The sequence below is a fragment of the Luteibacter sp. NPDC104163 genome, assembly GCF_055584245.1.
This window is the reverse complement of sequence record NZ_JBVJMK010000011.1, coordinates 1-11,571: the sequence shown is the minus strand read 5'-3', so window position 1 is coordinate 11,571 and position 11,571 is coordinate 1. Positions and strand designations below refer to the sequence as shown.

9 protein-coding genes are annotated in these 11,571 nt (G+C 67.3%); 5 read left to right on the top strand and 4 right to left on the bottom strand.

Annotated elements, in window-relative coordinates:
- Positions 1-46: 46 nt before the first annotated feature.
- The 3 genes from ACZ6YI_RS14185 to ACZ6YI_RS14175 all read left to right on the top strand — a co-directional run bounded on the left by ACZ6YI_RS14185 (position 47) and on the right by ACZ6YI_RS14175 (position 6,484).
- Positions 47-3,559, top strand: coding sequence for a hypothetical protein (locus ACZ6YI_RS14185; RefSeq protein ID WP_465779233.1), 3,513 nt, complete (start codon positions 47-49; stop codon positions 3,557-3,559).
- A gap of 74 nt (positions 3,560-3,633) precedes the next feature.
- Positions 3,634-5,481, top strand: coding sequence for a M1 family metallopeptidase (locus tag ACZ6YI_RS14180; RefSeq protein ID WP_465779232.1), 1,848 nt, complete (start codon positions 3,634-3,636; stop codon positions 5,479-5,481).
- 1 nt (position 5,482) lies between these two features.
- Positions 5,483-6,484 (top strand): alpha/beta fold hydrolase, encoded by a 1,002-nt coding sequence (locus ACZ6YI_RS14175; RefSeq protein WP_465779231.1) that lies wholly within the window; start codon positions 5,483-5,485, stop codon positions 6,482-6,484.
- Between the two features lie 103 nt (positions 6,485-6,587).
- Here the strand turns inward: ACZ6YI_RS14175 and ACZ6YI_RS14170 are convergent, their stop codons facing one another.
- The 4 genes from ACZ6YI_RS14170 to ttcA all read right to left on the bottom strand — a co-directional run bounded on the left by ACZ6YI_RS14170 (position 6,588) and on the right by ttcA (position 10,506).
- Entirely contained in the window at positions 6,588-7,355 is a 768-nt protein-coding gene (locus tag ACZ6YI_RS14170) for a M48 family metallopeptidase (RefSeq protein ID WP_440327738.1), read from the bottom strand.
- Positions 7,356-7,427: 72 nt separating this feature from the next.
- On the bottom strand, positions 7,428-8,336 hold the full coding sequence (locus ACZ6YI_RS14165) for a recombination-associated protein RdgC (protein WP_440327737.1): 909 nt from the start codon (positions 8,334-8,336) through the stop codon (positions 7,428-7,430).
- 76 nt (positions 8,337-8,412) lie between these two features.
- Positions 8,413-9,600, bottom strand: a complete 1,188-nt coding sequence (locus ACZ6YI_RS14160) for an amino acid aminotransferase (protein ID WP_440327736.1) — start codon at positions 9,598-9,600, stop codon at positions 8,413-8,415.
- A 33-nt stretch (positions 9,601-9,633) separates the two neighbouring features.
- Positions 9,634-10,506, bottom strand: a complete 873-nt coding sequence (gene ttcA / locus ACZ6YI_RS14155) for a tRNA 2-thiocytidine(32) synthetase TtcA (protein WP_440327735.1) — start codon at positions 10,504-10,506, stop codon at positions 9,634-9,636.
- A gap of 104 nt (positions 10,507-10,610) precedes the next feature.
- On the opposite strand from ttcA, the gene ACZ6YI_RS14150 reads away from it, so the two are divergent.
- Both ACZ6YI_RS14150 and ACZ6YI_RS14145 read left to right on the top strand, forming a co-directional pair.
- Entirely contained in the window at positions 10,611-10,817 is a 207-nt protein-coding gene (locus tag ACZ6YI_RS14150; protein ID WP_440327734.1) for a YdcH family protein, read from the top strand.
- A 14-nt stretch (positions 10,818-10,831) separates the two neighbouring features.
- Complete coding sequence (locus ACZ6YI_RS14145) at positions 10,832-11,416, top strand: GNAT family N-acetyltransferase (RefSeq protein WP_465779230.1); 585 nt, start codon at positions 10,832-10,834, stop codon at positions 11,414-11,416.
- The last annotated feature ends 155 nt before the right edge of the window (positions 11,417-11,571 follow it).

Genomic DNA, 11,571 nt, shown 5'->3' with positions numbered 1-11,571 from the left:
GCCCGCATCGCAATACACCTTCCAACTCCCATCACAAGGTTCGCATATGGATATGCTCCCTCCTTCACCCGCTCCCGCGGCCGTTCACGGCATGACCCGGGAAGCCGCCGCGGCCTCGGCCGAATTGCAAAGGCTCAGCGCTGCGCACGCCGCGCTCGCACGCCTGGATGACAGCGCGCCGACGCTTCCCGATCCTGCGCCCGCGACGTTCGACGCCTTTCTTTCCGACCATACGGCATGGCGTTCCATCGCGCAGGCGCAGTTGGCACCGGTGGTTGCTGAGATCCTTCGCGGCGAAGCCGCTCTACGCAGCGAGGACGGTACGCTCTCGCCGAACGCCACGCGTCTCGCGGGGCGAGTCGCCGACGCGGTGGCGGGCAACGTCGGCGTGGGCTTATCGCTACAGGAAGTGTGGGTGGGGCCACATGTGGTCGCTGGCGCCGTGGCTGCGACGGCCGGTGACACGCCCGGCCTTCACTTGATCTTCTTGCCGGGCCAGGGCTGGGAGGCGCTGGCCTCGGTCGACGAGACTACGGATGCCGTCCGTCATTACGTGTCCGGGTGTATCCAGCCCGGTTCGGTCGCAGGGATGCACGTCGACGCCTGCGCCGACGCCTTCGATGGCGCGGAATTATCCCTGCGCGCGGCCAGCGCCGATGCCGCAGGGGCGTGGACAACGCACCTCATCGATACCCACCTCGCACGGATCCGCCAGGCCTGGGACGACTACCAGCTCGACCGCGACCTCCCTGGTGCCGAGGCTACATTCAACGACAGGCTGCTCGGCCATGCGCGCCTGGCGAGTGTCCTGGATGTGCCTGCGCTGCTGCGTGCCCGCGAGGCGCGCCTGCTCACCCAGGCCACCGACGAACGACTGGCGCGAGTACCGCCCGCGGTCGCCCGCGACTGGCGAGCGGCCACGGCGTCGTATGCACGCCTTGCCGCCGACACGGCCGCGCTGCGAACCGCGTGGGGTGTCGAGCCGCCGATGGGCATGACTGACTTCACATCGGACGAGCTCGATGGGCGGCTGGCGGCGCTCGGGATCGGCGATGCATCGGCCATGCTGTCGGTCGACGTCACCCACGACCCCGCCAAAGGCTCGTACGAACACCTGAAGCAGTTACTTGTTGGCCCCAACACGATCCGGCAGACGCTGCATGCACTCGCATGGCGGGGCCTCACCATCATGGATGCCGTGCAGTTGAGCACGGTGCGCCACGATGGCAGCGCCATGCCCGTCCCTCTTGCCCAGGCCGATCTCGTCGCCGTGGTTCGCGACGCGCGGGTGGCGCCGCGCTACCGCGAGCACCTCGAATCGCAGCTGCGCACGGGACCCGCCGGGCGGCTTGCGAAGCTCACCGCTATCGAACTGACGGCTGCGCGCATGCGTGCCGATGCCGCGCAGGCGCGGCTGTCGTATTACCTGGCCGACGAACCTCGTTCGTTCCTGGAGGACCGCGCCGAACGCGGCTTCCGCTGGGTCGAGGCGCTGCTCGACCACCGTACCCCGCAGGGGCGCGAGCTGATCGATGGCCACGAGGTCGTCGCTCGCCAGCTCACCTACAAGGACATCCCCCTGCGCGATGTCGTCGTCATCGGCGTGCGTGATGCGCGCAGCGTGCCCCGCGTCGTCGTGTATACGCCGGATGCGCCGGATGGCGTGGCCTTCCGCGAATTCGCTGACCGGCAAGCCATGGCTCGCACGTTCCTGTACGCGCCCGTGTTTCGCGAGTACCTGCTCGACCGACTCCCCGCGGCATTTGCCACGCAGGATCCCAACGGCGTTACGCGGCGTTTCAAGGGCGATCGCCTGGCCCACTGGGTCCTTGGAAGCCCGGCCGACGCGGCGTACACGCTTACGGCAGAACCGTTCAACGAACGCGAGATGAGCGGCGATTTTATCGATGCCGGCTACGATGCGATGGTGGATCAACGTATCCACGATACGCACCACGTCGAATCCGGGGCGAAAGAGCACTGGACCTTCAGCCCGATCGGGACGCACCCGGTCACCGGGCTCGCGACGGATCTTGCACTGTCGACGTTGTCCGCACCCGCACGCCTGCGCAGTGCGCTGGATCGCTTCTACGATGGCGTCAAATCCGGTGATGCCACCGATGCCTACCTCGCGTTTACCGATGCGTGGGTGAACGGGCTCGATCTCGCCGGGCCGCTCTGGGCGGCCGGCAGCGGGCGCGCGCCATTGCTCCGCCATGCGCGCGGCGCGGCACCGCAACCCGCGCAAGCCAGGCTGGATCTGCGCGGCCCACGCTTCGAAACCCGGTATTCGGCACGTAGCCTGGCCGCGAACGAACTCCCCGATAGCGAGGGCTTCCACATCGTCCAGGGGCGGCGCCACGTGAGCCAGGACGGGCGCCTGTATCCCGTACGTTTCGACGACTACAACCATGTGTGGCGGCTCGAACGGCCGCAGGGTTCGCTCGATGCCACCTTTACCGGTCCGGCCGTGCAGCGCATCGGGGGTGAATGGACGTATGCGCGCGGCGTGGGCCTGCCGGGTGGCGCCGGGCGAGGCCTGCGTGAGCGCCTGCGCCGCGCGCTGCATCTTGGCGGCCGCGAGGCCGACCATGCGGCCGTGCCAGCCGAACCGGTCGTACCGCCCGCTGCCGAGCCCGCAGCTGCCCCGCGGCCATCGCTGCCGCAAGCGCTCGAGCCCATCCGCGACGAGGTCGAGGCGATCATCCGTGACAACCCGTCGGCGACCTTCCGTTACCGGTTGGGAAGCAACGAGTCGATGCACCTGCGTGTCGATCTCCCTTCGCGCAGCGCCATGGTGTTCGATGACGGCATCGCTTCGGACCTCGCCACCCTGGATGCCGGCCAGCGTCGGCAATTCCTGCATGAGCTTGAAGCCCGGGTGCCGGACGCGCGCGAGCGCAGCCTGCTCCTCGCCCGCCGTGGCTGGGCCGATGGCGGGCGGCGCGTGGGCTCACCGGGCCAGCGGCGCTGGCGCGGCGAGGACGGGCAGGATCCGTCGATCGGGTCGAGTTCGGATCCTTCGACGCCCCCGCCAGCGGGCCACCTGACGCCGCGCCAGGCTTCGCTTTGGGACGAAGCGGTCGCAGCCGCGAGACTGGCCGTCGCCGCGGCGGATGACGCCGTCGGCGGTGTGGGCACGACCAGTATCGTCGCGCCGCACGACTGGCCGGAGAGCTTCTGGGTCTACACGCCGGAGGCGCCCGGCCGCGCGTTCGGTGTGAGCGGCGGCATCGAATGGCTCATCCAGGGTCATTCGCGCCACTTCTACGACCCCGGCGAATTCAGGGTGACCACCCTGCCCCCCGGCACTCCCCGCGCCAGGCTGGACGAGGCACTGGGTATCACGGCGCTTGAACGCGGCCGCGGCGACCCCACCGGCCACTGGATCCAGGTCGATCGCAACTACATGCGCCAGGCTTACTGGCGTGAGGAACACCGCATGGAGCGACGCCTGCTGGCCTCCGGCGAGTACGCCTACACCTTGCGAACCCGCCGCCGCGACCTGAACCTGCCCGAGGCGTTCACCCGGGCGTCCAGTGCCTTCAGCCTCCCGTAGCCGTCGGCGGGCGTTCGGCCCAGCCCCCGTGTGCCGGTGGCATACTGGGGGCTTCCCTCCCACGGAAACGTTCCATGCGCCTGCTTCCCTTCGCGGCCCTCACGGTGGCCTTCCCGGTGGCGGCCTTCGCCGCCGATCCCCATTCCTACGCCCAGCCGGACGTGGTCAAGGTCACCCACCTCGATCTCGACCTCAAGGTGGATTTCGCCAAACGCGAACTGGCCGGCGATGCGACGCTGAAGCTCGACTGGAAGGCCGGCAAGGGCGACCTGGTCCTCGACACGCGCGACCTGAAGATCGCCAGCGTTAATGCCGTGGACGCCAGCGGCAAGGCGACGCCGCTCAAGTTCGCGCTGGCGCCGCGCGACAAGGAACTGGGCGCGAAGCTGACGATCCAGGCGCCGGCGCATCCGGCACAGGTGCGCATCGCCTACACGACCGTGCCCGAGGCCTCGGGCCTGCAGTGGCTCCCGCCTGAGCAGACCGCGGACAAGAAGCAACCCTTCATGTTCTCGCAGTCGGAATCCATCCACGCGCGTTCGTGGGTGCCGCTGCAGGATTCGCCCGCCGTGCGCTTCACCTACGACGCGCACGTGAGCGCGCCGAAGGACGTGCGCGTGGTGATGAGCGCCATCAACGATGCGAAGCATCCGCTCGATGGCGATTTCAAGTTCGACCAGCCGCATCCCATCCCGTCGTACCTGCTGGCGATCGCCGCTGGCGACATCGCGGTGAAGGAGACCGGCCCGCGCAGCGCCGTGTACGCCGAGCCCAGCGTGGTCGCCAAGGCCGCGCACGAGTTCGAGGACACGGAGAAGCTGATCGAAACCACCGAGAAGCTGTATGGCCCGTATGCCTGGGGTCGTTACGACATTCTGGTGCTTCCGCCGTCGTTCCCGTTCGGCGGCATGGAGAACCCCAACATGACCTTCGCCACGCCAACCGTGCTCGTTGGCGACAAGAGCCTGGTCTCGCTGGTCTCGCATGAGCTGGCCCATTCGTGGTCGGGCAACCTGGTGACCAGCGCCGCATGGCGCGACATCTGGCTGAACGAAGGTTTCACCACCTACGTGCAGGGCCGCATCACCGAGGCCGTGTACGGCAAGTCGCAGGCGGACGAAGAAGCGCTGCTTTCCGCACGTGAACTCGAGAAGACCATAGGCTCGATGGAACCGAACACGCAGAAGCTCACGCCGGATCCGCGTGGCGTCGGCGCAGACGATTCGCTTTCGTCGGTCGCCTACGACAAGGGCTCGTGGTTCCTGCGCACGCTGGAGCAGCGTTTCGGCCGCGAGAACTTTGACGCGTACCTCAAGGGCTACTTCGCCCACTTCGCGTTCCAGAGCATCGATACCGACACGATGTTCGCCTACATGAAGGCCAACCTGCTCGATAAGTACCCGGGCAAGATGAGCGAGGCCGAGGCGCGCGCGTGGATCTGGCAGCCGGGTATCCCGAAGGATGCGCCGCTGCCTACGTCGGCGCGCTTCGACAACATCGACAAGGAACGCACGGATTTCCTCGCCGGCAAGCTCGATGCGGCGAAGCTGGATGCGAAAACCTGGAACACCCAGGAATGGATGTATTTCCTGGATCGCATGCCGGACGTGCCGCCGCTCGACAAGATGAAGGCGCTGGACGCGGCGTGGCACCTCACCGGTACGCCCAACGCGGAGATCGGCATGCGCTGGTACGCCCACGCCATCGCCGCCGGCGATAAGGATGTGTGGACCGCCGCCGCGGAACACATGACCCGCATCGGCCGCCTGTACCTCACCACGCCGGTGTATCGCGCGTTCGCGCGCACGCCGGAAGGCCTGGCTTTCGCGAAGGCCACCTATGCGAAAGCGAAGGCTGGCTATCACCCGATGACCCAGCAGGCGGTGGAGAACATCCTCGCCGGCAAGTCGAAGAAGAAGTGAGATGGCAAGGACTCCTGCTCCCCTCGATACCGCATCCACGCGCCCGCTCTGGCAGCGCCTGCTGCTGCGCCGGCTGAAATTCCTGGTCGTCGTAGCGCTGGTGCTGGGCGCCGGCGCCGGCCTGGTCTACCTGTTCGCGCCGCAGCTGCTGGTCAAGGCAGATGCGGCACGCATGGCGATGCAGGCCCACGTTGAGAAGAAGAGCGTGGTCGCCGGCGATACCACGTGGTCGTACTACGAAGGCGGCCAGGGCCCGACGATCGTGCTGTTGCACGGTTTCGCCGCCAACAAGGAAACCTGGCTGAAGATGGCCGGCGGCCTCACCGACCACTTCCATGTCGTGATCCCGGACCTGCCGGGCTGGGGCGAGTCGTCGCGCACGGCGGGCGGCGACTACGGCGTGCCGGCCCAGGCCGCGCGGCTCGATGCGTTCGCCGCCGCCACGGGCCTTCCGCGCTTCCTGCTCGTCGGCCAGTCGATGGGCGGCGCCATTGCAGGTGTCTACGCGGCCGACCACCCGGACCGGGTGGCGGCGCTCACGCTGATGAGTTCAGCCGGGCTGACGTTCAAGGAAAACGACTTTGTCCGCGATGTGAAGGCCGGCAAGGATCCGTTCCTGTTCAACGACCGCGAAGGCCTCGAGGCACTGCTCGCACGCATCTTCACCGTGCCGCCGCACCTGCCGGGTCGCATCGAGGACGCGCTGGTCCGCCGCAACGTCAAGGATCGTGCGTTCATCGAGAGCACGTTCGCCGAGCTGAAGAAGCCCGAGCAGGCCTACGTACTGGACCCGCTCCTCGGCAAGCTGACGATGCCCGTGCTTGGCGTCTGGTGCCACGACGACAAGATCATCGACGTGTCGGCGCTGGACACCCTGCGCAATGGCCTGAAGAATACGCCGTCCATCGACGCGACCGTGCTCAACGGTTGCAACCACATGCCGATGCTGGAGAAGCCCGACGAAACCGCGCGGATCATCACCGGATTCGCGCTGGCGCATTGAACGCATCGCGCGCAAGCGCGCTCCCACAACGGCCTCGCCTTGTCGGAGTGCGCCTGCGCGACCTAGCCCTTGTGGGAGCGCGCTTGCGCGCGATCATTACGCCTCAGTCCGCAACATCCGCAATCAACCGATCCAGCTGCGCCTTCAGCGCACTGCCGTGCGCACGCAGCCAGGTACGCTGCTCCCGGTGCTCCGGCAGGATGCTCTCCACCCAACTCCAGAAACGCGGCGAGTGGTTGCGCACCTTGAGGTGGCAGAGTTCGTGCACCAGCACGTAGCGCAACGCCGCAGGCGGCGCCAGCGCGAGCGCAAGATCGAGATTGATGCGGTCGCGCGTATCCAGGCTGCCCCACAGGCTCTTCAGCGGGCGGATACGCAATGCCGTGGGCGCCGCGTTGATCTGCGGGATATAGCCCGGCAGCCAGCGTGACACATCGCGGCGAATTTGCGCTTCGAAGAACGTAGCGAGCAGCCCGCGCGCGACCAGCAGTTCACGATGGTGCGGCCCCGGGATTACCAGGGTGATGCCGCTCTCATCGTGCTGCACGCGCGGGTACGGACCCTCGGCCCAGTCGAGCCGGACTTCCTCGCCACGGAACGGGAACGTGGTCGGCACGCCCACGCGCAACGCCGGCAAAGGCTCGGCATCCATGTGGAACTCGCCGAGCTTCTGTTCCAGCCAGTCGGCGTGGTGGCGCAGGAACGCGGTCATCTGCGCCACGTGAGTGCCATTGGGATAGGTGAGGCGCGCGCCCTTGGGCGTCACCGTCAGGCGGAGCCGGCGCGCACGGGGGTGCGCCGACTTCAGCACGCGGATCGTGCCCCCGGTCGGGGTGGAAAGTTCCAGCCACTCGCCTTGTTCTGATGCCATGTTGCCAGTCCCGAACCGATCCCGACAAACATCCCATCCCGGTGTATCAGCCACTGCGACCGGCCCGGCGGATCACTCCGGGCGCGGCAGCTTGAACCACTCTTCCATCTTGCCCAGCAGACGCTCGTATTCGAGCGCCATCAGGGCGAAGGTGGCGTCCATTTCCGCGGCGGCGTTCTCGTGGCTGTCGGCCTGTTCGTCCAGCACCACGTCCGTGAACTTGATTTTACGCAGGATGAGGTCCTCGCCAAGCACGAAAGAGATGCGGTCATCGAAGACCAAACCAAGCTGGAACACCTGTTTTCCCGTGCGCAGGTGCTCCCGAATCTCATCGGTGTCGAGATCCTGCCTGCGGCAACGGGCGATCGCGCCCGAGGCCGTGGCCGGATCGCGCAGCTCGCACTCGTCGCCCAGCGCCAGGCCTCCCGGCAGCTCGCCCGTCGCCACCCAGTGGGTCATGAGGATCCGCGGCGACTCCTCCGGTGCCAGGGGCACGGCGGGGAAGCTGCCCAGGGCCTCGCGGACCTGGCTCAGGGTGTTCTCGGCGGACTTGCGACTGGAGGTATCCAGGACGAACCAGCCGTTCTTCTTGTCGGCGTAGGCCTTCATGCGCGAGCTGCGCACGAAGGCGCGCGGCACGAGCTCGTTCAGCACGTCATCCTTGATCTTCTTGCGCTCACGCCCGCCGACCTTGCGGCCTTCTTCCTCGGCGATCTTCTGCACACGGTTGGCCACCTCGTCGTTGATGACGGAGGACGGCAGGAGCTTATCTTCGCTGCCCACGGTGACCATGGTGTTGCGGGCCACGTTGTGGGTCAGGCCTTCCTCGTTGCGGCCCAGCGGCGAGACGAAACCGCGCGCGGAAAGCTCCATGGGGCCCACCGGACGCAGGCGGTGTTCCGGCAGGGCTTCGTCCAGGCGATCGAGGTCGGCGGCAACGGATTCAGAGAAACGGAACAGCGTCAGGTTGCGAAAGAACATGTATCGGTGATTCTCATGCAAAGGGTTGGCCGTGGCGGGCGCAGTGCGCCCGCCGGCGAATAGGTGTGGCGGTGGCTCAGACCACCTTCGCGATCGCCTCGGCGACGCGGTCGATATTCCTGTCGTTCAGCGCGGCGACGCAGATGCGGCCCGTGCCCACGGCGTAGATGCCGAACTCTTCGCGCAGGCGATCGACCTGCGCGCTGCTGAGGCCGGAATACGAGAACATGCCGCGCTGCTGTTGAATGAAGCTGAAATCGCCGGCCTTCGCGAGGCGCTCGACGAGGCCGCGACGCATCGCACGGATACGCTCGCGCATCTCGCCCAGTTCCGTTTCCCACGTCGCGCGCAGGTCATCGTGGTTGAGCACGGCGGAGACGATGGCGGCACCGTGGGTCGGCGGGTTCGAATAGTTCGTGCGGATGATCCGCTTCAGCTGCGACTGCACGCGCACCGCTTCGTCGTGCGAACCGGTGACGATCGACAGCGCGCCGACGCGCTCGCCATACAGCGAGAACGACTTCGAGAACGAGCTGGCGACGAAGAACGGCACCTCGGCCTGGGCGAACAGGCGTACCGCCACGGCATCGGCTTCGATGCCATCGCCGAAGCCCTGGTAGGCGATGTCGAGGAACGGCACGAGGCCCTGCGTGCGCACGGTATCGATCACCCGCTTCCAGTCGCCTTCCGTCAGGTCGACACCGGTCGGGTTGTGGCAGCAGGCGTGCAGCACGACGACGGCGCCCTTCGGCAGCTTCGCCAGGCCGGCGAGCATGCCGTCGACATCCACGCCGTGGGTGGCCGCGTCGTAGTACGGGTAATCGACGACCTTGAAGCCGGCGTTTTCGAACAGTGCCCGGTGGTTCTCCCAGCTCGGGTTGCTGATGGCGACCGGCACATCGGGATTCAGGCGCTTGAGGAAATCGGCGCCGACCTTGAGCGCACCGGTGCCGCCCAGCGCCTGCGCGGTGACCACGCGGCGATCGGCCAGCAGCGGCGACGAGGCACCGAACAGCAGCTTCTGTACCGCGCTGTCGTAGAGCGCAATACCGTCGATCGGCAGGTAGCCGCGCGGCAGCTGGGCTTCCACCCGCGCCTTTTCGGCTTCGCGCACGGCGCGCAGCAGCGGAACGTGGCCATTGGCGTCGTAGTAGACGCCCACGCCAAGGTTCACCTTGTCGGCGCGCGTATCGGCGCCAAAGGCTTCATTGAGGCCGAGGATCGGATCGCGCGGCGCGAGTTCGACAGCGGAGAACAGGGTCATGATCGGAAGGCCTTGAAGCGGTGGAAGGGGTTGTCAGTCGTTGTCGCCGGCGGCGTCACTGCCGCCAAGCCAGGCATGGGTATCGGCGCGCACCGCGCCTTCGCGTGCGCCCAGGCCCGCGAAGTCGAACAGGTTGCGATCCATCAGTTGCGAAGGGGCGATGTTGCCCAGCGCGCGGAACATCGTTTCACTGCGGCCCGGATGGCTCTTTTCCCAATCCGCGAGCATGCGCTTCACGACCTTGCGCTGCATGTTCTCCTGCGACCCGCAAAGGTTGCAGGGGATGATCGGGAAGGCCCTGGCCTCCGCGTACTCGGCGATATCGTCCTCCCGGCAGTACGCCAGCGGGCGGATGACCACGTGCTTCCCATCGTCGGACTGCAGCTTGGGCGGCATCGCCTTCAGGCTACCCTGGTAGAACATGTTCAGGAAGAAGGTGCCGAGGATGTCGTCGCGGTGATGGCCCAGCGCGATCTTGGTGACCCCGTTGTCGGCGGCCCACTGGTAGAGCGCGCCGCGGCGCATGCGCGAGCACAGGCTGCACATCGTCTTGCCCTGCGGGATCACGCGGGTGACGACGCTGTAGGTGTCCTGCTCGATGATGTGGAAGGGGATGCCGCGCTCGCTGAGGTATTCCGGGAGGATGTGCTCCGGGAAATCGGGCTGCTTCTGGTCGAGGTTCACCGCGATGATCTCGAACCGCACCGGTGCCTTGGCCTGCAGCGAGAGCAGGATATCCAGCATCGTGTAGGAGTCCTTGCCACCGGACAGGCACACCATGACCTTGTCGCCATCCTCGATCATCGCGTAGTCGGCGATCGCCTGGCCGACCTGGCGGCGCAGGCGCTTGGCCAGCTTGCCGGCTTCGTAGCTCTGCTTACGGGTGGCGTCGGGGTTCGCGGACATGTCGCTGGGTGCTTCGGAGGGGACGAGCCTCCTATTGTAGCTGCTGCGGCGCGGCACGCCGGGGGGTAAACTTCCCGCTTCCCCCAAAGCCGCCGGCCGCCGCCATGCAGGTTCAGGATCCGACCCAGCTATCCCAGCGTCTCGCGGAGCTCAAGGTGGAGCACCGGGACCTAGACGCCGCCATCGAGCACCTCGCCCAGGCCATCAGCCGGGACGAGCTCCAGCTCACCCGCCTCAAGAAGCGCAAACTGCTGCTAAAAGACGCGATCGCACGGATCGAGAGCAGCCTCATCCCCGACCTGGACGCCTGAGAGGAGCCCCACGCATGGCCGACCGCCTGGAAAACGCCTGGGTCATCCTGGAGCCCATGACCCTCGGGCACGTCCCCGCGCTGGAACAGGCCGCGGCCGATGGCGAGCTCTGGGACCTCTGGTTCACCACGGTCCCCCGCCCCGGCGAGATGACCGCCTACGTGGAGAAGGCCCTGCGCGGCCAGGTCGAGGGCCGCATGGCCCCGTGGGTGGTCCGCGAGCGCTCGAGCGGCGACATCGTCGGCACCAGCCGCTACTACGACATCACGCCCGACCCGTACCGGCTGGCCATCGGCTACACCTGGTACGCGAAGCGCTGGCAGCGCAGCCACCTGAACACGGCCTGCAAGCACCTGCTGCTGGATAACGCCTTCCAGAACCTTGGCGTGGTCGCGGTCGAGTTCCACACCGACGCTTACAACCAGGATTCCCAGAAGGCCATCGAGCGCCTTGGCGCGCGCAAGGAAGGCGTGCTGCGCGCCCACAAGCGCCGCGAGGACGGCTCCCTGCGCGACACCGTCTGCTACAGCATCCTCGCCACCGAGTGGGCTGATGTGGACAAGTGGCTGCAACTGCGCCTGAAGCGCCTGGCGCCCTGAACCCTGCTGTTGTGGGAGCGGGGGGGGGCGCGCGGGGGGGGTGGGGGGGCCCCCCCCCCCCCCCCCGCCGCCCCCCCCCCCCCCCACCCCACGGGCCCGCGCAAAAAAAAAACGGGTGGGGCGGGGATTTTTTATTTGGGTGCCCCGGAAACGCT